This is a genomic window from Spirillospora sp. NPDC049024 (assembly GCF_040649235.1).
Taxonomy (GTDB): domain Bacteria; phylum Actinomycetota; class Actinomycetes; order Streptosporangiales; family Streptosporangiaceae; genus Spirillospora.
Window position 1 is genome coordinate 195,591 of the sequence record NZ_JBEZFD010000015.1, and the last position, 22,854, is coordinate 218,444.

General features: G+C 71.0%; 24 protein-coding genes. 15 read left to right on the forward strand and 9 right to left on the reverse strand.

All coding sequences use genetic code 11. The annotated features are described in order from the left end of the window. The first annotated feature begins 2 nt into the window (after positions 1–2). The 5 genes from AB0C21_RS27170 (at position 3) to AB0C21_RS27190 (ending at position 5,852) form a co-directional block, all read left to right on the forward strand. Entirely contained in the window at positions 3–773 is a 771-nt protein-coding gene (locus tag AB0C21_RS27170) for an SDR family NAD(P)-dependent oxidoreductase (protein WP_500207913.1), read from the forward strand. Positions 774–821: 48 nt separating this feature from the next. Beyond that, positions 822–1,790, forward strand: a complete 969-nt coding sequence (locus AB0C21_RS27175; RefSeq protein WP_500207915.1) for an ACP S-malonyltransferase — start codon at positions 822–824, stop codon at positions 1,788–1,790. Between the two features lie 26 nt (positions 1,791–1,816). Beyond that, positions 1,817–2,713, forward strand: coding sequence for an ACP S-malonyltransferase (locus tag AB0C21_RS27180; protein ID WP_500207916.1), 897 nt, complete (start codon positions 1,817–1,819; stop codon positions 2,711–2,713). A 116-nt stretch (positions 2,714–2,829) separates the two neighbouring features. After that, positions 2,830–4,509 (forward strand): thiamine pyrophosphate-binding protein, encoded by a 1,680-nt coding sequence (locus AB0C21_RS27185; RefSeq protein WP_500207917.1) that lies wholly within the window; start codon positions 2,830–2,832, stop codon positions 4,507–4,509. Then, positions 4,506–5,852 (forward strand): class I adenylate-forming enzyme family protein, encoded by a 1,347-nt coding sequence (locus tag AB0C21_RS27190; protein WP_500207919.1) that lies wholly within the window; start codon positions 4,506–4,508, stop codon positions 5,850–5,852. The genes AB0C21_RS27185 and AB0C21_RS27190 overlap by 4 nt, the downstream gene beginning before the upstream one ends. A gap of 40 nt (positions 5,853–5,892) precedes the next feature. Here AB0C21_RS27190 and AB0C21_RS27195 read toward each other — a convergent pair whose 3' ends face one another. Then, entirely contained in the window at positions 5,893–7,116 is a 1,224-nt protein-coding gene (locus AB0C21_RS27195) for an alpha/beta hydrolase fold domain-containing protein (RefSeq protein ID WP_500207920.1), read from the reverse strand. Between the two features lie 138 nt (positions 7,117–7,254). Here AB0C21_RS27195 and AB0C21_RS27200 point away from each other — a divergent pair, with 138 nt between their 5' ends. From AB0C21_RS27200 to AB0C21_RS27220, 5 genes are all read left to right on the forward strand, one after another. Beyond that, on the forward strand, positions 7,255–8,436 hold the full coding sequence (locus tag AB0C21_RS27200) for a sensor histidine kinase (RefSeq protein WP_500207921.1): 1,182 nt from the start codon (positions 7,255–7,257) through the stop codon (positions 8,434–8,436). Continuing rightward, a complete protein-coding gene (locus AB0C21_RS27205; RefSeq protein ID WP_500207923.1) occupies positions 8,433–9,089 on the forward strand; it encodes a response regulator in 657 nt (218 codons plus the stop codon). Before AB0C21_RS27200 ends, AB0C21_RS27205 begins: the two co-directional genes overlap by 4 nt. Before the next feature lie 21 nt (positions 9,090–9,110). After that, the gene (locus AB0C21_RS27210; RefSeq protein ID WP_500207924.1) at positions 9,111–9,731 is read left to right on the forward strand and encodes a GNAT family N-acetyltransferase; all 621 of its coding nucleotides are present in this window, start codon (positions 9,111–9,113) and stop codon (positions 9,729–9,731) included. Positions 9,732–9,995: 264 nt separating this feature from the next. Then, positions 9,996–11,006, forward strand: a complete 1,011-nt coding sequence (locus tag AB0C21_RS27215; protein ID WP_500207926.1) for a DUF1259 domain-containing protein — start codon at positions 9,996–9,998, stop codon at positions 11,004–11,006. Between the two features lie 154 nt (positions 11,007–11,160). After that, complete coding sequence (locus AB0C21_RS27220; RefSeq protein ID WP_500207927.1) at positions 11,161–11,526, forward strand: Mth938-like domain-containing protein; 366 nt, start codon at positions 11,161–11,163, stop codon at positions 11,524–11,526. 111 nt (positions 11,527–11,637) lie between these two features. Here AB0C21_RS27220 and AB0C21_RS27225 read toward each other — a convergent pair whose 3' ends face one another. Further along, complete coding sequence (locus AB0C21_RS27225; protein ID WP_500207928.1) at positions 11,638–11,955, reverse strand: YciI family protein; 318 nt, start codon at positions 11,953–11,955, stop codon at positions 11,638–11,640. Between the two features lie 150 nt (positions 11,956–12,105). On the opposite strand from AB0C21_RS27225, the gene AB0C21_RS27230 reads away from it, so the two are divergent. Then, positions 12,106–12,312, forward strand: a complete 207-nt coding sequence (locus tag AB0C21_RS27230) for a suppressor of fused domain protein (protein ID WP_500207969.1) — start codon at positions 12,106–12,108, stop codon at positions 12,310–12,312. A 108-nt stretch (positions 12,313–12,420) separates the two neighbouring features. Here AB0C21_RS27230 and AB0C21_RS27235 read toward each other — a convergent pair whose 3' ends face one another. Together AB0C21_RS27235 and AB0C21_RS27240 are read right to left on the reverse strand one after the other, a co-directional pair. Further along, the gene (locus AB0C21_RS27235) at positions 12,421–12,615 is read right to left on the reverse strand and encodes a DUF397 domain-containing protein (RefSeq protein WP_500207930.1); all 195 of its coding nucleotides are present in this window, start codon (positions 12,613–12,615) and stop codon (positions 12,421–12,423) included. Next, positions 12,612–13,427, reverse strand: coding sequence for a DUF5753 domain-containing protein (locus AB0C21_RS27240; protein WP_500207932.1), 816 nt, complete (start codon positions 13,425–13,427; stop codon positions 12,612–12,614). The genes AB0C21_RS27235 and AB0C21_RS27240 overlap by 4 nt, the downstream gene beginning before the upstream one ends. Positions 13,428–13,528: 101 nt before the next feature. Between AB0C21_RS27240 and AB0C21_RS27245 the strand changes: the two genes are divergently transcribed. Beyond that, positions 13,529–13,954, forward strand: coding sequence for an ATP-binding protein (locus AB0C21_RS27245; RefSeq protein WP_500207933.1), 426 nt, complete (start codon positions 13,529–13,531; stop codon positions 13,952–13,954). A gap of 53 nt (positions 13,955–14,007) precedes the next feature. On the opposite strand, the gene AB0C21_RS27250 is transcribed toward AB0C21_RS27245, so the two are convergent. Continuing rightward, complete coding sequence (locus AB0C21_RS27250) at positions 14,008–14,973, reverse strand: zinc-binding dehydrogenase (RefSeq protein ID WP_500207934.1); 966 nt, start codon at positions 14,971–14,973, stop codon at positions 14,008–14,010. A 164-nt stretch (positions 14,974–15,137) separates the two neighbouring features. On the opposite strand from AB0C21_RS27250, the gene AB0C21_RS27255 reads away from it, so the two are divergent. Next, positions 15,138–15,779 carry a TetR/AcrR family transcriptional regulator gene (locus AB0C21_RS27255; RefSeq protein ID WP_500207936.1) on the forward strand — a complete coding sequence of 214 codons (642 nt, stop codon included), beginning with the start codon at positions 15,138–15,140 and terminating at the stop codon, positions 15,777–15,779. 112 nt (positions 15,780–15,891) lie between these two features. Here the strand turns inward: AB0C21_RS27255 and AB0C21_RS27260 are convergent, their stop codons facing one another. Together AB0C21_RS27260 and AB0C21_RS27265 are read right to left on the reverse strand one after the other, a co-directional pair. Continuing rightward, positions 15,892–16,947, reverse strand: a complete 1,056-nt coding sequence (locus tag AB0C21_RS27260) for a hypothetical protein (RefSeq protein WP_500207937.1) — start codon at positions 16,945–16,947, stop codon at positions 15,892–15,894. A 13-nt stretch (positions 16,948–16,960) separates the two neighbouring features. After that, positions 16,961–17,560, reverse strand: a complete 600-nt coding sequence (locus tag AB0C21_RS27265) for a hypothetical protein (RefSeq protein ID WP_500207939.1) — start codon at positions 17,558–17,560, stop codon at positions 16,961–16,963. Between the two features lie 715 nt (positions 17,561–18,275). Between AB0C21_RS27265 and AB0C21_RS27270 the strand changes: the two genes are divergently transcribed. Both AB0C21_RS27270 and AB0C21_RS27275 read left to right on the forward strand, forming a co-directional pair. Further along, positions 18,276–18,755 carry a hypothetical protein gene (locus AB0C21_RS27270; RefSeq protein ID WP_500207940.1) on the forward strand — a complete coding sequence of 160 codons (480 nt, stop codon included), beginning with the start codon at positions 18,276–18,278 and terminating at the stop codon, positions 18,753–18,755. A 44-nt stretch (positions 18,756–18,799) separates the two neighbouring features. Beyond that, on the forward strand, positions 18,800–19,243 hold the full coding sequence (locus AB0C21_RS27275; RefSeq protein WP_500207942.1) for a group II truncated hemoglobin: 444 nt from the start codon (positions 18,800–18,802) through the stop codon (positions 19,241–19,243). Between the two features lie 138 nt (positions 19,244–19,381). On the opposite strand, the gene AB0C21_RS27280 is transcribed toward AB0C21_RS27275, so the two are convergent. Together AB0C21_RS27280 and AB0C21_RS27285 are read right to left on the reverse strand one after the other, a co-directional pair. Next, on the reverse strand, positions 19,382–20,365 hold the full coding sequence (locus AB0C21_RS27280) for a phosphotransferase family protein (RefSeq protein WP_500207944.1): 984 nt from the start codon (positions 20,363–20,365) through the stop codon (positions 19,382–19,384). Continuing rightward, on the reverse strand, positions 20,362–22,827 hold the full coding sequence (locus AB0C21_RS27285) for a hypothetical protein (RefSeq protein ID WP_500207945.1): 2,466 nt from the start codon (positions 22,825–22,827) through the stop codon (positions 20,362–20,364). Before AB0C21_RS27285 ends, AB0C21_RS27280 begins: the two co-directional genes overlap by 4 nt. Positions 22,828–22,854 lie beyond the last annotated feature (27 nt).

Here is a 22,854-nt window from a genome sequence, read left to right on the forward strand (position 1 = left end):
GCATGGGCGCGCAGGGCACCGAGCTGAAGGGCAGGGTCGCGCTGGTGACCGGCGGCTCCAGCCGGATCGGCGCGGCGATCTGCCGGCGGCTCGGCGGCGAGCTCGGCGCCACCGTGGTGGTCGGCTACCGCAGTGACGAGGAGTCGGCGCGGAGCGTGGTCGAGGAGCTGCGGGACACGGCGTGCCCGGCGGCGGAGGCCCGCCGGATGGACATCACCGACTACGCCGCCGTCACCGGCGTGATGCGCGACGTCGCGTCCGCGCACGGCGGCATCGACGTCCTGGTCAACAACGCCGCGCTCGGGATCGCCGGGGCGGTGCTGCCCACCAATCCGGTCGAGGACTGGACCGACGTCATCGAGACCAACCTGATCGGCGCCTTCCACTGCATCAAGGCCGTGTCGCTGTACATGCTCGTCGCGCGGACCGGCTCGATCGTCAACATCGCCTCGATCGCGGGGCTGACCGGCATCGACGGCCTCAGCGCCTACTGCGCAAGCAAGGCCGGGCTGATCGGCATGACCAGGGCGCTGGCCCGCGAGTACGCCCCGCACGGGGTGCGGGTGAACGCCGTCGCCCCCGGCTACACGGCCGACACCGGCATGGTCGACCGCATCGACGACGAGCGGCTGGCCGAGTTCTCGTCGCGGATCGCGATGGGCCGGCTGGGCCGTCCGGACGAGATCGCCGACGCCGCGGCCTTCCTCGCCACCGACAGGTCGAGCTACGTGACCGGGCAGACGCTGGTCGCCGACGGAGGCCTGACCGCATAGCGCCGCAGGACCGCGAGGACGCGCAGGACCCCCAAGGAGACGACCGCCATGTCCAGGACCGCCGTACTCTTCAATCCGCAAGTCCATGTGAAACCCGGGGACTACCACGATCTCGTCGCGTCGGTCCCGCTCGCCCGCGCCCGGCTCGACGAGGCGTCCGAGGCGGTCGGGCTCGACCTGGCCGCCCGCTTCCTCGGCCCCGACCCCGACGAGATCAACCACGGACCCGTCGTGCGCCCGGCCTCGCTGGCGCTCAGCGCGGCGATCTTCGAGCTGGTGTGGGGCGACCGTCCGCCGCCGTTCCTCATGGCCGGGCTGAGCCTGGGCCAGATCACCGCCGCGCACTGCTCCGGCGGCGTCTCGTTCCGCGACGCCGCGCGGATGGTGCACACGATGGCGAGCATCGAGGAGGACGTGTACGGCGGCGGCGAGTACGGCGTGGCCTTCTACTACAACGTCGACCTCCCCGGCCTGCGGGGCTCGATGGACGAGCTGGCGGACGGCGGGCACCTGATCGGGCCCTGCGCCTACACCGCCGACGACCAGATGATCGCGACCGGGGCGGTGACCGCGCTCCAGGAGCTGAACCGGCGGGCGCTCGCGCACGGCGGGCTCGGGGTGCTCATCCCCTACGGCCCGCCCGCGCACCACCCGATGATGGCCGAGGTGCAGGAGCGCTTCGCGGCCGAGTTCCACTACCTGGACGAGCCGCAGAACCCGCGCGCCCCGCTCATCTGCAACATGGACGCCGCCGAGCTCCGCACTCAGGGAGAGGTCCACCGCGCACTGGTCGAGCAGTACACGCACACCGTGAACTGGGACCGCGGGCTGCACCGGATGGCCGAGCTCGGCGTGGACCGGGTGACCGTCATCGGGCCCGGCCACTTCGTCCGCAAGTCGCTGGACTTCACCTCGGCCACGTTCAAGATCGACGCGTACCTGACCGCCGCCGACCTCCAGGCCCACATCGAGTCCGCCACCGGCCCGGCGGCGCGATCGGCGGTGCGCGCGTCATGACCGGGACGGCCGTTGTCTTCCCCGGCATGGCCCCGTCGAACTTCGACGCGGTCGGGGCGTTCATGACCGGCAGCCCGTACGCGCGGCGCCGGGCGGCCGAGGCGTCCGAGGCCCTCGGCTACGACCTCCTGGAGGCCTTCCGCGCCGGCACCGCCGACTACTCCGAGGCCGCCCAGCTCGCGTTCGTGGCCAACTCGCTCGCCCTCGCCGACTGGGCCGCCGACCACGCCGGGCTGCGGCCCTCGGTCTGCGTGGGCCCGAGCTTCGGCGGCATGGCCGCCACGGCCTACAGCCGGTCGCTCGACTACCCCGACCTGATCCGGCTCACCGCGCTCTCGGCGCGCCGCGAGCTGGCCTACTTCACCGCCGACCCGCGCCGCATCGTCACGCACTTCTTCTTCCGGACGCCGCCCGACCGGTTCGAGCGGCTGATGGAGGAGACCGCCGACGAGGGCGACTGGGCGGAGCTGTCGTCCCATCTCGACTCCGACTTCTACGCGGTGTGCCTCCACGAGGAGGCCGTCGAGCGGTTCAAGAAGCGCGTCCGGCGGGCGGGCGGGATCCCGCTCTACACGATGTGGCCGGCGACGCACTGCGGCGCGCTGGCCGACCTGCGGCGGATCCTCTCCGACGAGGTCTACGCCCGCTTCCGGTTCGCCGATCCGGTCCTGCCGGTGGTCTCCGATCAGGACGGCCGAATCGCCGAAACCGGGGACCAGATGCGCGCATTACTACTCGACGGGTACGTACGGCCCGTGAAGTGGCCCGAGTCGGTGCGCACGCTGCGGGAGCTGGGCGTGCGGCGCGTCTGCGTCCCCGGGCCGAGCAACCTCTTCGACCGGCTCTCGCGCGGCCGTTTCGAGGAAGTCACCGCCATCGGGCCGGAGTCGGCCCTGCGAACCGAAAGGAGCGGACGGACATGACCGTCGCCGGCGTCACCGTGGGCGTGGGCCCATGGGACATCAACATCGGAGTCATCGGAGGCATCGTCCTGGTGGCCTTCATCATCGGGCTGGTCCTCTACTACGCGAGGTGAGCGATGCCCCAGGCATGGGACGTGGCGGCCGCCACCCTGCAAGCGGCGGGGTGCGGCCTGACGGTGGGCCTCCCCGCCGACGAGCCGGGCCTGCTGGACGCCGTCCGGCGGCGCGCCGGCATGCCCGCGCTCGCCGTCCGCGACCAGCGCGCCGGCGCCTGCGCGGCGGTGGGCCACGCCCTGGTGTCGGGGCGCCCCGCCGTGCTGGCCCTCGCCTCCGGGCCGCCCTTCCCCAACGCCCTGACCGGGCTGATGGAAGGGGCGTCGGTGTGCGCTCCCGTGGTCGTCGTCACCACCCGCGTCCCCGCCCCCGGCCTGGGCCGCGGCGGCTTCCAGGAGGTGGACCAGGCGGCGCTGGCGCGCCCCTTCGCCAAGGCCCACCTCCTGGTCGACCGCGGCGACCGGCTGGTCTGGGCGCTGCGCCGCGCGGCCCACCTCGCGGTCAACGGCCGCCCGGGGATCACCGTGGTCGAGGTCGCTCACGAGGTACTGGCCGAGACCGACCTGCCCGGCCCGGCGTCCGCGCACGGGCCGGTGCGGCGGCTGCGCACCCGTCCGCCCGAGGCCGATCTCGACCGGGCCGCCGAGGTGATGGCCGAGGCGCGGCGGCCGCTTGTCCTGCTCGGCGGCGGCGCGCGGGCCGCCGCCGCGGGCCCGGCGGCGACCGCCCTCGCCGAACGCTGGCGCGCGCCCCTCATGACGACCGCGGCGGGCCGCGGCTCGATCGACGAGCACCACCCGCTGGCGGTCGGGCTCGCCGGCCTCTACACCACGCCCCCGATCGACCGGATCACCGCCGACGCCGACGTGGTCCTCGCCGTCGGCACCCGGCTGGAGGAGACGGCCCGGATGGGGTGGCCCGAACTCGACCGGGCCAGGCTCGTCCACGTCGACGCCGACCCCGACATGTTCGGCACCGCGCTCGAACCCGAGCACGCGCTGCTCGGCGACGCCGCGCTGACGCTCGCGGCCCTCGCCGAGCCGTTCGCCTCCCGCGCCGAGGCCGGCGCCGCCGAGCGCGAGACGTGGCTGAAGCGGGTGGCGGAGCACCGGCAGGCGGCCCTGGACGAGTACGCCGCCGCTCCCCCGTTCGAGCGGAGCCCCGCCCGGGCGGCGCTCGCCGCCGTCGGGGAGGTCTTCGGCGACGGCGCCGTGCTCGTCCACGAGAACGGCCTCAACGACATCTGGTCCTACCACTGGCCGGTGCTCACCGTGGGCCCCCGGACCTCGGTGGTGGTGCCCGGCGAGCAGACGATGATGGGCTTCGGCGTGGCCGCCGGGCTCGGCGCCGCCGCCGCCGACCCGTCGCGTCCCACGGTGGTGCTGTGCGGGGACGGCGCGCTCAACATGAGCCTGTCCGCGCTCGCCACCGCCGCTTCGCACCGCCTCGGGATGGTCGTGGTGGTCTTCGACAACGCCGGATTCGGCTGGCCCCGATGGCTGCGCGGACAGGAGGGCGCGCCCGGCGACGTCACCCGCTTCGGCGCGGAACTGCCCGTCGACGCGGTCGCCCAACGGCTCGGCGGCACGTTCGCCGCCCCGGCCGGCGACGACGCGCTGCGCGCCGCGCTCAGGGACGCGCGCGCGACCGCCGCCGCCGGCCGGCCCGCGGTGGTCAGCGTCCGGCCCCTGGAGGACGACGTGCCCGTGGGCGTGCGGCGGCTGTTCGGAGGCGCGTCGTGAGCGCCGGCCCCGGCCACCTGGCCGTCGACGGCGCCGAGATCCCGGCGCGGCTGCTGCGCGCGGTCGTGGACGAGGCCGCGCGGGGGCTCGCCGCCTGCTCGGCCGGACCGGGCCGGGCGGTGGCGGTCGACCCGGCGGGCGGCACCGTCATCGTCGTGGCCGCGCTCGCCGCGGCGCGGGTCGGCGCGCCGCTGGTGCTGTGCCCGCGGCGCGGCCGGGGCCCCGGCGCGGGCGCGGTCGCGCTGCTGTCGGCCACCAACCCGGTCGACGTCCTCGTCCGCCCCTGCGAGCCGGACCCGGAGCACATGCTGCCGGACGACGCGGCGGCGGTGTTCTGGACGTCCGGCAGCTCCGGGCGCGCCAAGGCGGTGGTGCTGCCGCGGACGGCCCTGGAGTACCAGAGCGCGGCGACCCGCGACCGGCTGGGCCTCGACGCGGGCGACACGCTCGTCCTCCCGCTGCCGCTGAGCCACGCGTACGGGTTCAGCGTGCTCGGCATGTGGCAGCGCTACGGGCCGGGGATGCACCTGCTCACCACGCCGCACCTCGGCCGCACGCTCGCGGCGCTGCACGACCCGCGGACCACGTCCCTCGACGGGGTGCCGTCGTTCTACGCGATGATGCTGCGCCGCGCGCGCCAGGACGAGAAGGTGCGCCGCAGGCTGCGGGAGCTGCGGTTCCGCAACTGCGGCGGCGCGGTCCTCCCGGCGGCCCTCGCCGAGGAGTTCCGCTCCTTCGTCGGGGCCGACCTCTACGACGGCTACGGGCTGACCGAGGCGGGGCCCAACGTCGCGATCAGTGCGCCCGGCGCGGTCCGTCCCGGCTCGGTGGGCCCGCCGCTGGCGGGCACGGACGTGCGGATCGCCGCGGACGGCGAGATCCAGGTGCGCGGCCCCGGCGTGATGACGGGCTACCACCGCGACCCCGAGGCCGACGCGGCGGCGTTCACCGGCGACGGCTGGCTGCGCACCGGCGACCTCGGCGCGCTCGACGACGGCTACCTCTACGTCCGGGGGCGGGCCAAGGAGATCATCATCGTGCACGGCGAGACGTTCGCCCCCGCCGACGTCGAGGACGTGCTGTGCCGCCACGACGGGGTCGTGGACGCCGCCGTGGTGGGGCTGCCCGGCGCGGACGCCCGCGGCGACACGGTGGTCGCCATCGTCGAGCCCGCCGACGGCGCGGCGGCCACCCCCGACGACCTGCGCACCGCGTGCCGCCGGGCCCTCCCGCCGGCGCTGCGCCCCCGCGTCGTCCACCTGGTGCGCGCCCTCCCCCGGCTGGCCAACGGGAAGCTCGACCGGCGGCGGGTGCGGCGACTGGCCGAGACCCTCCGAAGATGAGGACGGAACGCGTATGACGGGACGGCGTGCGACGACGGGGTCAGCGTCCGTGCTCGGCCAGGAAGTCAGCCAGCGCGGCGCGGCTGATCTGGGTGGCCCAGCCGCCCCAGCTGATGTCGAAGAAGTGGTCGGCGTACGAGATCTCCACCAGCCGGTGCGGCACGCGGGCACCGGCCAGCCGGTCCGCCAGCCGCTCGGTGTCGTCCGGCGGCTGCAGCGGGTCGCGGCCGCCCTGGACCAGGAGGGTGGGCGGCACTCCCGGGCGCACGTGCGTGATCGGCGACGCGAGCCGGTAGTCGGCCGCCCTCCGGGCCGGGGCGCCGCCGATCATGTCCCTCAGCTTCTCGCGGCCGTCCGCGACGAACCGCGGTGAGGTCCGGAGGTTAGGGCCTTGCGCATAGATATGGGTCCAGTCGGCAGGCGCGTAGAACGCCACGACGGCGCGCACGGACGTGTCGTCCGCCGGGCAGCTCGGCGGTATCCGGCCGTCACCCGAAGAGTAGGCGGCCAACAGCGAAAGGTAACCGCCCGCGGATTGGCCCATCAGTGTTATCCGGGACGGGTCGGCGCCGAACCTCGCCGCGTTCCGCCTGACCCAGCCGACCGCGCATTTCACGTCACCCGGCGGTTCCTTCCAGCGACCCGCTGGAAACGCACGGTAATCGATATCGAAAACCACGTGGCCACGTTCGGCCAACCACACGTCCCAGCGCGGTGTGGAACTGCGCGGCACGTCCGGGCCGTCCCCGCCGTGGACCATCACGACGGCCGGACGGGGCGCGCCCGCCTGCGCGCCGGCCCCCGCGCTCCCGGACGGCTCCTCGCCGCGCGGGCGCCACACGTCCAGGCGCAGCCGCCGACCGCCCACCTCCGCGTACACCTCCGTGCGCGGCCGTTCCTCCGCGTCCGTGGACAGCCCGGCGAAATAGCCGGTCAGGGACAGCGACGCCCCGTTGTGCTGGGCGGCGCGCCACGCCGAGACCACCGGGACGAGCGACGCCGCGAGCGCCGCCAGGCACAGCCCCCCGGTGAACCGCGCGGTCCACCGGGCCCCGGTCCGAGCGAGCGCGACGGAGGCGGCGAGGCCCGCGGCGGCGACGACCGCGAGCAGCAGGCTGAATTCGGCGACCATCAAGCCGAGCTGCCACATTGTCATGGAAACGGGCGGAACCAACAGCAGGAATAGCGCCGCCACGGCGACCAATGCCGCGACGATGGCGATCAGGGAGAGCGGCCATCTAGTGACTGTTCGTCGCTGTTTCACAACTCTGTGCATACCCGCCCCCTTCGCTATGATGCGTTAGTCCACTGATCATTGGGGAATTGACCCCTTGTCCGAGGGCCAATCCCTGGCTGGCCGTTCCGATCCACAGATTTTCATCCGGGCGGATGGATGAAGCGTGTGACATTCAGCCGAGACATGGGGGCCGGCGTGATCGCCGTGTCCCTCGGGCTGGCACTGCTCGCGGCCGGGGCCTACACCCCCTGGCCGGCGTGGTCGCCGCCGGTCGAGCTGAGGCTGGTCCCGCTGGTGCTGGTGGGCGCGGCCGAGGTCCTCTGCCGGCGCGCGCCGGGCCGGGGGCTGGCGCTGGGCGTGAGCGCACTGGCGATCGATGCGGCGCTCGGCCCCTCCCTCGCCACCATCGTCATCGTCACCGACGTCCTGTACGCGGTCGGCGTGCACGGCTCCAAGCGCATGTCCGGCTGGATGCTGCGCGGCGCGGCGACGGTCTGCGTCCTGGCGGCCCTGGTCACGCCGCTGGCCACGGGCTCGCCGAGCAGCGGCGTCGTCGCCGTCGTGTACGCCGGGCTGCTGCTGGGGGTGCCGGTGGTCACCGGGATGACGGTGCGCGAGCACCGCGACCAGGCCGAGCTGCAGCGCCTGCGGGCCGAGCGGATCGCCCAGGTCGCGCACCTGGAGCGCGAACGCGCTCTCTCATGGGAACGTGCCAGAGTCGCCCGCGAGCTGCACGACACGATCTCCAACCACCTCAGCGCGGTGGCCATCCACTCCTCGGCCGGGCTGTCGCTGCTTGACGTCAACAACGGCGCGGTGCGCGAGTCGCTGAACGAGATCCGCGCCAGCAGCCAGCGCGGGCTCACCGAGATGCGGCGGCTCATCGTCGTGCTGCGCGACAACACCGCCTCCCCCGTCGCCGACCCCGGGCTCGCCGAGGTCGCCGAGCTCGTCGAGAACATGCAGAAGGCCGGGTTCGCGGTCATCCTGCGCACCCGCGGCGCCCGGCGCGAGCTCGCCCGCCCGGTCGAACACGCCGCGTACCGGATCGTCCAGGAGAGCCTGGCCAACGCCCTCAAGCACGGCGGCCGCGGCCGCACCGAGGTCGTCGTCGAGTACGGGAGGCGCGAGCTGCGCATCGCCGTGGAGAGCCCCCTGCGCGGCGGTTCGCCCTCCTCGTCGGCGCTCGGCACCGGAACCGGGCTCACGTGCATGCGGGAACGGGTCTCCCTGCTCGGCGGGCACATCGAGATCGGCCCCGTCCGCCAGCGCTGGCGGGTGCGGGCCGCGCTGCCGGTCAGCTGCATGGACCTGGGCGGAGCCCTGGAGAAGGAGAACCTCGCATGACGATCCGAGTGGTGGTCGCCGACGATCAGGCCGCCGTGCGCACCGGGCTCGCGCTCATCCTGGACAACGCCAAGGCCGACATCAAGGTCGTCGGCCAGGCGTCCGACGGCCACCAGGCCGTCGAGATGACCAAGGAGCTCAAGCCGGACGTCGTGCTGATGGACGTGCGCATGCCGGGCCTGGACGGCATCAGCGCCACCCGCCAGATCGCCGCGCTCACCAACGTGCTGGTGCTGACGACCTTCGACATCGACGAGTACGTCTTCGGAGCGTTCCGCGCGGGCGCGGTCGGCTTCCTGCTGAAGGACGTCGCCGCCGAACGGCTCGTCGAGTCGGTCCAGCTCGTCGAGCGCGGGGACGGCGTCGTCGCGCCCGAGGTGACCCGCAAGCTGATCAGCGCGTTCGCCCACCGGTCGGTGCCCGACAAGATCGAGGTGGACGCGCTGACGCCGCGCGAGCAGGAGGTCCTCGGCTACCTCGGCCACGGCTTCACCAACGCGGAGATCGCGAGCCGCCTCGACATCGCCGACACCACCGCCAAGACCCACGTCAGCCGCATCTTCACCAAGCTCGGCCTCCGCAGCCGCGTCCAGGCGGCCGTCGTCGCCCAGGAGGTCGGCCTCACCGCCCGCCTCGCCGAGGAACCCTCCTGACGACTTTGGGACCATGGCCCTGTGCTCACACTGGCGCGGATCGCCGAGGACCCCGGCACGCTGACGCATCGTCTGGAGTCGCGCGACGGTGCGCGTCTCGTCTTCCGTCCTCTGGCCCCCGGCGATGCCCAAGGGCTGGCCGACTTCCTCGCCGGGCTGTCCCCCGAGTCCCGCAGGTTCAGCACGTTCGACGGCTACGACCTGGCGGCCGCCCAGGAGCTGTGCGCGGCCATCGCGCGTTACGACAAGCTCCGCCTGGTGCTGGAGGAAGGGCCGTCCGCCAGGATCGTCGGGCTGCTGGAATTCAGCCTCGCGCTGCCGCCGGGCGACGTCGAGCGCTACCGCCGGGCCGGGATCCGCCTGGACGAGACGACCGACTGCCGGTTCGGCCCCACCCTGGCCGACGACCATCAGGGCAAGGGGCTGGCGACGCGGGTCTTCCCGCTGGTCCGCGAGGTGGCGCGGCGGCTCGGCAAGCGCAGGATCATCCTGTGGGGCGGCGTCCTGACCGACAACCCCCGCGCGATCCGCTACTACGAGAAGAACGGCTTCCACCGAGTCGGCACGTTCACCGGTCCCGACGGCCAGGCGTCCATGGACATGATCCTGGACCTCGAACCGAACCCGCCCGAGCAGGCCTGAAGACCCGGGCCATCGCGCCGCCTTCGCGAAAGCGCCCACGTCGTGCAGCGCTGAGGCGGAGTGGTCTCGAACGGGGCGCGCAATAAGGCGACATGTTCTTGTATGGGTGCTACGTCCCTTCAGGTGCGGGAGTTGACCACGGGACGCCCTCCTCCACAGGTCTCGCCCGCCGCCATTCCACGGATCCGCACTTTCCATGATCATTCCTCGCGTTCGCGCTTGCCCCGGCAAGGGCAGAGCTTGGAACGAACGGGGGGAAAACTCATGATCATCAATAGTTCACCGGAAACGACGCGGCGGGGGACGCTCGGCCGGTTCTGCGGAAGCGTCGCACTTGCCGCGGGCCTGGTCGCGTCCGGAATGACGGGGACCGCGGGCGCCGCCCCGGCGCCGGGCGCGGACACGGCGGGCCCACGGGCCGAGGCGCCGCAGGCCAGGCCCAAGAAGGACCGGCTGCCGGTCAAGGCGATCGAGAAGATATTGCAGGCCGATGGCCACGTCAGCAAGAGCGGGGTCCTCGAGGTCGACATCGACCGCAAGGACCTCCACGTCAGCGGGGGCCAGCCCCGGGTGAAGTTCAAGGACGGCTTCCAGATCCAGCACGAGCTGTTCTTCCAGTCACTCGGGCATGGAAAGGCGATCCTCAACGGCGACCTGGCCCTGCGGCCCCGGGAGATCCAACCGGTCATCGACGCCTTCATCGCCCACGGGATCACGTTCCAGGCGCAGCACCAGCACCTGTACGACCTGCGGCCGATGGTGTGGTTCCTGCACTTCCGCGCGGTCGGGAACCCGATCCGGCTGGCCGGCGCCGCGCGCGCCGTCATCGCCAAGACGTCCACGCCGCTGCCGCAGCACTCGCCGCCGCACCCCAAGACCCCGCTTCCCGTCCGGAAGCTGGCGAAGGTCCTCGGCGGGGACGTCACGGTCGGGGAGAACGGGATCGTCACGGTGACCGTGCCGCGCACCGACCGGATCAGGCTCGGCGGCGTGCTCGTCGACCCGGACCTCGGGGTGTCCACCAGCGTCCAGTTCCAGCCGCTCCGGAAGGGCAAGGCGGCGGTGATCCCGGACTTCTCGATGACGTCGTCGGAGACGCAGCCGGTCATCTCGGTCATGCGTCGCAAGCACTGGCAGGTGGGCTGCCTCTACAACCAGGAGACCGCCGAGATCCCGCAGCTGTACTTCTCGCACATGTTCCGCGTCGGCGACCCCGTCGTCCTCGCGAAGCAGATCCGCGAAGGGCTCGACCACACGGCCGCCAAGCGCGCCTGACGACAGGGTGAGGGATCCGCTCCGAGGCGGCCGGCGGCAGAACCCGCCGGCCGCCTCACCGCTGGGCGCGTGCCGGGTTCGGGCAGAACGCCCGATGCTCCCGCCATAGTGGTTCCGAAGCCGGAGAACAGCCCGCGCCGGAGAGGAAGCTGCGATGGCGACATCACCCCAGATCACACATGTCTCATGGGGCCGCATGGAGGTCGAGGGCCTCGAACCGGGCAAGGACTTCAAGCTCTATCCCGGCGGCGGCCGTGCCTGGGACTGGTCCGAGCACGGGACGCGCCACGATCCGGGGATCCAGCCCGCCGACGTCCAAGAACTCCTCGACCACGGATGCACGGTGGTCGTGCTCAGCCGTGGAATGGAACGACGGCTGCTGACCATGCCGGAAACCCTGAGGTTGCTGGAGGAAGCAGGCGTCAAGGTGCATATGGAAGAGACGACGGCAGCCGTGGACCTCTACAACGAACTCGCCAGGACGACGGCCGTCGGCGGCCTCTTCCACTCGACATGCTGATCGGCGCATGGCGGAGACCCTCAGGGACAAGTCGAACACACTCGTGGTGCCGCAGGTGAGAGCCCCCGGCCGACGGGTTGATCACTTCGGGGGTGTTCAGAAGTCGCAGCGTCAGCCACGAACCCGGGAGGCATCGACTCCCAGTACGTCCGCCAGCGCCGGGTGGACCCGTCCCGGGTCGATCGTCACGACCGTGTACTTCGCGACCCCCGCCACGACGAAGGGGTCCTCTGCCACAATCCGCTCGACCGCCGCACGATCGACGCCGCGGGCCACGATGGCGCCGCCCTCCGTCGAGGGCACCGTCTGCCCGGACAACAGGAACGTCCCTTCCCGGTGATGGCGCTCCAAGAAGAGGACGTGGTCGGCGACGAACGGCTCCGCCGCCTGCTCCGACCCCGTGTACTGCAGGAACAGCAGGTGCACCATGCCAATCCCCTCGGCTCCCCTGGGCGAACCGGTACATCATGGCACCCGCCGCCCGACTTCCGGGGCAGGGCCGGATGCGCCCTCGCACTTGCCGCGCACCACCACATGCTTGACGAATCTCCCCGCGCGTGTGCAGGCAGTTGATCTACGCTGGCCGCGCCACGTTTCCGCGCGGTCGCCTTCACCGCCGACCCTGAACTGCCGCCCATCGACTCCCCCTTCGGCTCGGCGCAGTTCCTGGCCGTCGTCGGGATCACCGTCGAGGAGATGGAACGCATGAAGGCCAGCACGACGGCCGCAGTGCTCAGCGAACTGGCCGCACACTCCCCCATGCTGGTCACCGACCCGACGCGCTAACGCCCCCGCCGCGCAGCGGCCGTCCTGCATCTTCCATACGGGACACCGCGCGGTTCCCGCCGAGCCGGCCGGTCCCGGAGCCCCCGCCAGGACCGGCCCGCATGCCCGTCAGGCCCGGTCGAGGGCCCCTTCCTTGATCCGCTGAAGCAGACTCCCGAACGCATCACCGCTCACGATCAGCCGTCCCCCATCGGGATCCTTGGAATCCCGGATCCCGACGCCATCGAGCAACTCGGCCACCTCAACGCACGCTTCGTCTGTTGCTCCCCCGCTGAACGAGCTCTTCCGCCACGCGCTGGTCACGTGCGCTCCTCCATCACCTTGCGGATCAGAGCCCGGGAGGCATCCTCATGGAGGGCTTTCGCTCCGATCCGCTCGAAGTCCATGCTCAACTGCCTAACTTCGGAGGGCACCTCCACCAACCGGCCTCCACGAAAAGCCCCGATGTAGGCGATGTCCCGAGCTTCCAGACTCATGATCTGGAACGGCCCGTCAAGCCCTATATAGGCTCCGGCGGACCTCGGGATGACGCGCATGATCACGTTGGGGCGCTCGCCGAACTCCAGCAGGCGGTGGAGTTGGGCCCTCATCACCTCGGCTCCGCCGACTGGGCGGTAGAGGACGCCTTCGTCCAGCAACACGAGCAGCAGAGGCCCTGCCGTGCCACTCAGCAACGCCTTCTGGCGGGCCATGCGCGCGGCCACGACGGTCTCGACATCGGAAGCACCACCGGCTAGCACGAACGCCCGAGCGTAGTCCTCGGTCTGGAACGGGACGGGGATGACCTGCCCCTGGTAGATCCTGATCAAGTTGGCTTGCGACTCATACTGGGCGTACTGCCGGAACCAATCCGGCTCATGCGCCGTACGAGCGAACCAAATCAGCATTTCGAAGAGCCTAGGGGTGTTGTACTTTTTGTCCAGCACCCTCGCCTGATCGTCGTGCAGTTTGAGGCGTCCCGCCTCCATGTTGGAAACAGTCGATCTCGCGGCCCCGATGATCTGCCCGCACTGGGCCAACGAGTGATCATGCTTTTCTCGCTCGAAGCGCAGTGCGTACGCCAGAAAGTGCCAGAGAGAGATCTTTGGGTCGAGTGGATCCCGATGGTTGGCCATACTCCCTCCAGTGTTTCCGGTTTTCCCAGATACACGCGAGGTTAGCTCGCACGCCCGATCCTGGGCACGGAAAACCGGAAACACATAGAAAGGGCAGGGCGATGCCGACAACGCCGGACTGCCTGCTGCTCTCCATGCTGGCTTCGAAGGCCGCGCCGGGGCTGGCGCGCACGTTGACGATGGCGCGACTTCGCAAATGGGGCTGCGCACATATTTCGGACGATGCGCTTTTGATCGCGTCGGAATTGATCACCAACGCCGTGGCGGCCACGCCCGGCGAGGAGATCCGGTACCAGTGCAGCCGCGATGTCGCCGGCGTCCTCATCGCCGTGTGGGACGCCAGCCCGGCCCGGCCGCAAGTCCGTCCACTGGCGGAGGTGGCGCTCGAAACGCTGGACGTCTCCGAAGAGCACTGGGACGACAACGGCGGCCGAGGCCTTCCGATCGTCGCGGCCCTGGCCGCCGAGTGCGGCTACTCCCCCGACCCCACAGGCGGCAAATGGGTCTGGGCCCGCCTCAAACCATGAGCGTGATGGACTGCGCGGCCTGAGCCGTTCTGGCCGAAGTGCGGGCTGGCCTCTCAGGGGACCAGCACGATTCTGCCGAACACCTCGCCCGCGTCCATCTTCTGGTGGGCCTGCGCCGCCTGGTCCAGGGGCAGCACCTCATGGATGACCGTGCGCAGGTCCCCGTGCGCTGCCTCGGCGAACTGGGACGACCGCACTGCCTGCCTTTCGGGACCGGGCACGGTATCGGAGCTGAACGTGGCGAACGACAGCGACCTGCGAAAGGCGTCGATCAGCCGCATGCCGAAATCCTCCGGCGGCTGTCCGCCGACCACTCCGACGGCCACGAACCGCCCGTTGGGGTGCAACCTGTCCAGGAAGTCGGGAAGCCGGGGGCCGCCCACGACATCGATCACCACGTCGAAGCCCGACGGGGCGCCGGGGCCGCCACCCTCACCGGAACGGTCGAGGGCATGGGTGGCGCCGAGGTCCCGCAGGCGCGTGCCGCGCTCCGCCGATGAGGTGGTGACCGCCACCGCGCCCGCACCGATCCTGGCCGCGAGCTGGACCGCCGTGATCCCGATGCTTCCCGCCGCGCCGCGCACGAGCAGCGCCTCGCCAGGCGCGAAGCGGGCCCGGTCCAGGGCGAAATGGGCCACTACACCGGAGCCGCCGAGGGTCACCGCGTCGGCGCCGGCCAGGCCGTCGGGCAGCGGCAGGACGTCCTCGACGGCGGCGACGGCCTGCTCGGCGTATCCACCCGCCAGGCCGGTGAACGCCCACACGCGCCGCCCCGTCCACGAAGCGTCCACGCCCTCCCCTACCGCGGTGACGCGTCCCGCGACCTCGCTGCCGAGGAGGTGGCCTTCCCGGAATCCGTGGGCGGCGAGCGTCCCCCGGCGGATCACGGCGTCCACGCCGCCCACCCCGATGGCCTCCGTGGCGATCCGCACCTGCCCCGGGGCAGGATCGGGCGCGGGCAGGTCGACGACCGCCAGCCCCTCGGGGTCGCCGAACTTCTTGATCACGACGGCTTTCATCCTGGCTCCTCGGGGCGGTACGTGGACGGGCACGGCCGCGACGGCCGTGGATGGCGAACCGGCCACCATGCCGAAGCCTCACCCGCCACCTGCTGGGACGGGCCGGCGCCACCGCCATCGGAACGTAACGGACGCCCCCGTCCGTTTGGCTAAAGTGAGAGGCGATGACCGGCCGTTTGCCTCACACCGCGCGCTCCGACGCCCGCGACAACCGAGCCCGCATCCTGGCCGCCGCCCGCGCGGTGTTCGGCGAGGAAGGCCTCGGTGCCCCCATGCGCGAGGTCGCCCGGCAGGCGGATGTCGGCCCGGCCACGCTGTACCGCCACTTCCCCACCAAGCGGGCCCTGATCGTGGAGGCCTTCGCCGAGCAGCGGCGAGCCTGCCACGCCATCGTCGGCGACGCCTTGGCGGACCCGGACCCATGGCACGGATTCCAGAGCCTGATCGAGCAGATCTGCGAACTCCACGCCCTCAGCCGGGGTTTCGCCGATGTCTTCATGGCGGCATTCCCCGAGGCCAGGGACTTCACCGCCGACCGGCAGCGCGTCCTGCGGGCGGTCGCCGAACTGGCCCGCCGTGCCCAGGAGACCGGCCGCCTGCGGTCCGGCTTCGTCGTCGACGACCTGATCCTCATGCTCATGGCCCACCGGGGCCTCCAAGACACACCGCACGAAGCCCGGCTCCAGGCGTCCCGCCGTTTCGCCGCCTACGTGATAGAGGCCTTCCAGGCCGTCCCGACACCGGAAGCACCCACGCCACTACCCCCGGCCCCACGCCTCCAACTCGCGCACGAGCCCACCCCCTGACCCCATCGCCAGGAGGCTCGTCACCCTGACAGCCTCATCGATTCTCAAGCGCCCTGCCCTTAAGAACGTGGTCACGAGGGTGAGGAGTGGGCCCGGTCGGCCTACGGCGGCTCTATGGAGTGAGCTTGGCGGCCATGTAGGCGGATAGAGGTGACCTCATCGGGACTATGAGCGGGACTGACATCCTGGTTTTCAGAACGTCCGGAATCTTGAGCCTGAATGCGTCGAGGATGAGGTCGAAGAGGGTCCCCGCGGCGGCCGCGGCGGCCATGCCGGCGAGGGCACCGCCGAGGAAGCCGCCGATGAACCCGATCAGCGCGGCCGCGGTTTCCGTGAGGTCGGCGGCCAGCGCGGTGGTAACCGCTCCTGCGAGGGTTTCCGCGGTGAATCCCGCGGCCAGCGCCGACCCGCCGACCCACATGTCCTTGATCGCTTCCTCGACGGGATGGTCGGCTTCGGCGATGTCCCAGGCCGCTGTCGCGAGCATGAACAGGATGGTGGCCATTCCGGCGACGCCCCGGGCCTTCGTCAGGAGGTCGCCCACCTTTCCGCTTCTGCCGGAGGCGTCGATGATCGAGGCGTACACCGCGGCCTTCTGCTCGTCCGCCAGGCCGGCGAAGTTCGCACCAAAACTCTTTCGGGCGAACTTCTCGAGCAGTCTGTCGAACGTCATGTCTTTCGCATGGAGAAGTCGCGAGAACGACTCCGTGGACGTATTGAGCCGTGCGTAATAGACTTCGAGCTCCATTTTCTGCACGGTTCTGGCCAAGCGCGCGAGCTCCTCCTGCTCGTCCGCCTTCTGGGCCGCGTCCAGCAGTTTGCGGAACTTCGCCGCCTGCTGCTGGAGGCTGCCGATGTATTCTCGGCGCACCCGCATGTTGCGGATCGCGGTGCTGGAACTCCACAGCGACGTTCTCACGTACCCCCAGTATTCCTGGGCCACCCTCCGCTTCTCGGCGGACATGACGGCCATGCGGGAGTGGTCCTGCTGCTCCTGCGCCAGCAGCTGCTGGGCCAGGTCACGGCAGTCCTGCGCGGCTTTGAGCACGGCTCTCTCATCTACCCCCGACGGCCAGTGGGTATTGATGATGGCGTGGTACTCGCGCGTGTACACGTCGTGGACGAGTTTGTCCACATCGGCCGATGTCGGCACATCCCTTGTCAGCATGACGTGGCCTTCGCTACGCGAGCAGGAACCGTGCGACGGGCGAACTGTTGTCGCCGGTGGATGCGGTGATGTGGTGCCCTGCTCCGTTACTACTGTCTGTGGAGCCGGCCTTTTCGAGCAGCCATTCCATGTGGCTCCAACTCCCCTCGCCGGGCCAGTGGTCCTTCTCCCGCGCCTCTACATAGACGCTCGGGTCTCCTGTGAAGGGGCTGTCCCAACCCAGGAACATGTCACAATCCTGGTCTTCAACGCGGTAGACGACCGCGGCAACCGATCCCCTCGCCGCGCCACTGGTGTGAACATGAAGGAACACCGACCACTGCCCGTTGAGGATCTCGTCGTCGGCACTGTACTTCCACATGTGACCGCTCCAGTCATGGGCCTTCTGGTACTTCACGGTCCGCCCTGTGGCGTTGTAGATGGTGACGAGCGTCGAGATGCCGTTGCCGTACTCCTCTTTCATGCCGTTGACGGACTTGACGGCGTCCGCTTCGTACTTGCTGTGCAGCTTCATGGTGAAGTCGCTGAGATCCGCGTCCGTCGCCTTCTTGCCCTTGGGCCAGACGGGATCGGCCTCGACCATGTCCTTGGTGATCTCGGTCCCGAAGATCACGACGTACCTCCTGTCGTCGGGCGGCATGTCGCGGCGCCTGCCGCATTTACCATGCGATCCCCTACCCCGACGTTATGGCGAGTACGCAATCTTGAGGAGATTTTCTATCGCCGGGCGTTTACCTAGATCACCGTTCTCTTTCCGTGACATACTCGGATAGATTAGCCAAACTCACCTGCAAGTTTTTAAAAGCACTTTGCGCGCTAATCACGGACTATAGTCGGCCATAATGATTCACCCGATTTCCCTGCCTCCACACCGAAGAGGGGCAAATCGCGAAGCGGCATCTCCACTGACGACACGCCCCTTGCGGGCTATCAGGAGCGACGTCTGATCGAGCTGACCGCGGCGGTCGTCGCCAAGAGGGAGCAGGGTGCCCGCGCGTCGACGGTCCGGCCGACGCGCCGACCGGGGCTGGTGCGGCGGCGGTCGGTGTGGGGCCTCGCGGGGGCCGCGTGCACGGCGTGCGCGGCCGCCGGCGGGCTGCCGGCCTGGACGGGGAACGCACAGCCCGCCTACGCGATCACCCGGGCTCCGTCCGGCCTGGTCACGATCAAGGTGACCGAGAAGACCCTGGACACACGCGACGCCGACGCGCTCTCCCACGATCTGCGTTCGCTGGGGGGTGCCGGCGGCCGTGTACTCCATCCCGGAGGGCAAGGTGTGCCCGCAGCACTACGCCAGGCAGGTCGACCTCCCGGCCAACGTGTACACCATGCCGGACGGCCTCTACACCGTGCCGAGCGACCTCCCGCAGCCGGGCGGCGGATGGAAGATGACGATCAACCCGGGCCACTTCAAGCGCGGCCAGTTCATGATCTGGACGCTGTCCACCTCCGGCACGTTCGACCAGAACGGCCGACGCGTCGGATCCGGGACCTCCGTCGGCACCTACCTGGTCAGCGGACGAGCCATCCCCTGCCATTACCGGCCGGCGCCACAAAAGGAAGCACCGCCGCCCCCCGCCAAGAAAGACGGCAAATCGGTCTTCGCCACCGACAGCGGCGGCTACGTCACCTTCGCGGACACGGACTGGCGGGCCACCAAGGCCGGCCGCGGTCTCGACCACGAACGACGCGAAGTACCACCCGGCCGCGTCCCGGATCTTGAGGAGGGCGGGGTAGACCTCCGCGGCGATAGCCGCGCGGGTGACCACAACCGGCATGGGCCCTCGACAGCCCCGGCGGCGGCCTGAAATAAACGAGACTCGACCACTGTCAACCAGGTAATGGTGTAATCATGGAGAGTCTGTACGAGCACGCGGGCGGCCACGAGGGCCTCCGCCGCTTCATCGACCTCTTCTATGCCAGTGTGCTGGCCGACGACCTGCTCCAGCCGCTGTTCGGCGAGGGCCGCCCGACCCACGTCGACCATCTGACCGCCTTCACCGCCGAGACCTTCGGCGGTCCCGACACCTTCACCCGCGACATGGGCGGCTTCGCGCACCTCATCGACGTCCACCGCAACCTGAAGATCACCGAGGAGCAGCGCCTCAGGTTCGTCGAGTTGTACATGGCGGCGGCCGATGCCGCCGGCCTGCCCTCCGACCCCCCGTTCCGCCAGGCGCTGCGCGAGCACGTGGAGTTCGGCTCCGAAGTCGCCAAGCAGAACTCCAACGCCAAGACCGACGACGAACTGCACCCGCTCCGCGAGGTCCCCCACTGGGACTGGCCCACCCCTTGACCTCCCGGCCCCGTGCACGGGACGCCCGGCATCGGAACGAAAGGTCGGATGAGTGCTGCCCGTCCGCGGCGCCGCCGCGCACGACGCGTCCGCGCAGTGGCGGACACCGCTGTGAACCGGGCGCCAGAGGGAGGAAGCTCAGTGGGGGCGGAGGGCGGTTTCCACGGTCCCGGTGTCAAGGAGGTCGGGGAGGTGCCAGTAGGGGCGGGCCGCGTTGAGTTTGGCCGTCAGGGAGGCCACGAGCTCGGGCTCCGGGTAGGGGTAGGGGCCGCCCTTCGCGAAGAGCTGGGAGTAGCGGACGGAGTCGACGATCGCCGACTTGATGCGTTCGTGGGCTAGGTACGCGTCGAGGTCCTGCCGCCAGCCAGTGGTGTGGGCGGACGGCATGGCCGCCTGCCAGCGGGTGACGAGCGCCTCCTGCTCCTTTGGCAGGTAGCCCATCTTGTGGATGTGGACGGCCAGGTCGTAGACGGGGTCGCCCCACAGCGCGAGCTCCCAGTCCAGGAACATGGTCGTGCCGCCGGTGACGATCATGTTGCGGCGGTGGACGTCGGCGTGGACGCAGGTGAAGGGGCGCGGGGTGAGCCCGCGCCACAGGTCGCCCACCGGCGCCAGGGGGTCGGCGGGGATCGCCAACGCGGTGAAGAGGTCGGCGTACTCGGCGCTGAACGTGTCGTACACGCGCTGCGTGAGGTCGGACAGCAGGCACGCGAAGGCGACCGTGTCCGAGTCGTTCGGCCAGGAGGCGGGGACGTCGGGGAGCTTGGGAACGGCGGTGAGCTGCATGAACAGTCGCACGACGTCGTCCAGGACGTGCGGCGGGACGGGGACTCCGCGCGGTGCCACGTCGTTGAGGACGTCGCCTGCGATGAACTCGTGCACCTGGAACGGCGGATCGGCGGAGGTGTGCAGGAGCCGCGGGACGTCGCGGACGTGCGGGGCGATGGCGGCGAGGACGCGGTCCTCGCGCCAGGGACGCAGGTCCATCATGTCGGCGCCGTGAATCGGGATCCGCACGATGACCGGGCCGTCCGGGGTGTCGACGCGGATGTTGTCGTTGTAGTACCCGGCCGCCGCGTCGCCGTGCGCCCGTGCCCGCTCGTACAACTCGTGCCAGTTCACGCGTCCTCCAGCATCGCCGTCACCAGCGCGTGCGCCCGGTCGTCCAGGAATGGCAGCAGGTTCGGCGGGCTGATCTGGGCGCGGGCCCGGTCCGCCACTGCCGCGGTGTGCTCGTCGGACGCGCCGATGGCGTCCAGGAGGTGGCCGGCGACCATGAGGAGGGTGGGATAGACCTCCGCGGCGACCAGTTCGGCGATGGCCCAGCGGGCGGACGCCTCGGCGGCGGCGGTGTCGCCAGTCCGAGCGTGCAGGAAGGCGCGAAACAGTTCCGCGCGGGCACGGCCGGAGCGGTAGCGGGCGCGCTCCAGGGCCTCGGTGGCGGCCTGGAACGACGCCGCCGCCGGAGCGTACTGCCCGAGCCGGCACTGCGCGATGGCCAGGGCGGTGAACGCCTTGCCGATCTCGTGGTGCGCGCCGAGTTCCTTCTGCGTCTCGATGGCATCGGCGGCGGCCGGGACGGCGTCGGCCGGGTCAGTCCAGGCGAGCAGTTCCGCACGGTTGGTCTTGATGTCGGCCTGGCCGACGATGGCGCCCGCCCGCTCGTAGAGGGCGGCGGCCGTCTCCAAGGATCTGGCGGACGCCTCGAGGTCGAACCCGAACCGGTAGCCGAGGTGCTGGAGTCGGACAGCATCGCCGCGCAGCACCAGGTCGTCATCGGGGGCGTCGGTGAGGATCTGCTGCGTGATGGACAGCGCGTCCCCGAACCGCCCCTGGCACATGTCCAGGTCGGCCATGCAGAAACCCGCCCGCAGCCGGACGGGTCCGGAGTGGTCGTCCCACACCCGGCGGAAGAGGAGCTGCGCCTCGCCGGTCGCTCCGGCGATGCGGCGGCCGTGGGCGCCCGCGAGAGCGAGGCGAGCGCCGGGTGTGCCTTCCAGCGACCAGTCGATGGCCGGGGTGAGCCGTGTGGCGGTCGCCGCGTCTCCGAGGAGGACGGCCGACTCGGCTTCCAGGCATTGGGCCGTCTGGGCGAGGTCCGGGTCGGCGGGAGATGCGTCGAGGTAGGCGCGGAGGTCTTGGGCCACACCGTCGAGGCCTTGTTTTCCGCCGTGCGTCATGGCCTTGTCGGCGTAGGCAAGGATGTCCGCGCCGTCGAGGACGCCCGCGCGCAGGCCGCAGTACGCGGCCTCGCGGATGGCGCGGGCCCGGGTGGCGACGCCGTCTTCGGCCGCGTGGCCGCCGCCGGCGCGGGCGTCCCAGAGTTCGCGGAGCAGGGCGTTGACGTCGCGGACGGTGCCCGGGGACAGCCGGTCGCGCAGCGCGGCGCGCATGAGCTGGTGGAGGCGGCGGCCGTGGGCGCCGGCCGGATAGACGAACGAGTAGGCGGTCAGCGACTCCCACGCCATCCGGTGCCGGGGCAGGTCGAACGCGTCCGCCACGGCCTGGAAGATCCCGTAGTCGAAGATCCGGGCGACGCTCAGCAGTTCCAGGGTGCGGATCTCGTCTGGCGCGACGTGGGCCAGGAAGCGCTGCAGGATCTCCTCGGAAGAGACCACTGCCGCCTGCCGGGCCGTCGTGCGGGTGTCCACGGCCAGGTGGAGGTAGAAGGGAAGGCCCTGGCTGGCGGTCGCGATCGCCTGGCGTGCGGTGTGGTCGGTGATGCCGCCGTCCGTGAGGAGTTCCAGCCGGGCCTCCATCGGCAGGCCGTCCACGCGCTGGTGGCGGATCACCTCGGTCCAGCCGGGGTCGTGCGCCGCCCAGGCGAGGGGTTCGCGGCTGGCCACGACGACCACTCCCCTGTCGAGCTGGGCGATCAGGTCGCGGAGCCAGACGTCCTGGGCCATGGCGTGCCCCGATCGCGCCGGGGCGGGGACGAGCGCCTCGTAGGCGTCGACGAAGATGAGGTAAGGACGGCCGGCGCCGTCCCGCAGGTCTTCGGCGAACAGGTAGGTGACGGCGTCGGCGAGTTCGGCGTTGGTGAGGTCGTCGAGCTGGCTGAGGGTGTCGTCGGTCTTGACGCGGTGCCGCTGCCGCATCCCGCTCGTGGCCTTGCCGAGCAGGCGCAGCAGGCCCACGCCGGTGCCGAACACCGGGACGCCGGCCGCGCCGTCGAGGATCTGGGAGAGGGCTTCGCTCTCGTCCACGAACGGAAGTTCCTTGGGCGAGAGCCGCAGGTGCGGGTGGAGCCGCTGCCAGAGGACGGCGTAGGCGATGTCGAAGCGGTCGAACCGCACACCCTGGCGGCCGAGCTCGACGCGCAGGACGGCGAGGGCGTCCTCCTGCTGGCGCATCGCGGGGACCTGGAGGTCGAGCGTGGCGGTCCGGTGCGTCTCGGCGCTGCGCTGCTTGAGTTCCTGGAGGAGGCGCGACTTGCCGATGCCGCCCACCCCGACCACGTTGAAGACGCACGGTGCGTCGCGTCGGGCTCCCAATGCCTCGGCGAACGCGGCCATCACCGACTCCCTGTCCACGAACGGCCGGTGCAGAGCGGCCACCCGCCGGAACCGAGGTTCGAGGGGCATGAACGTCTCCCGGGGAGTCCTGATGGT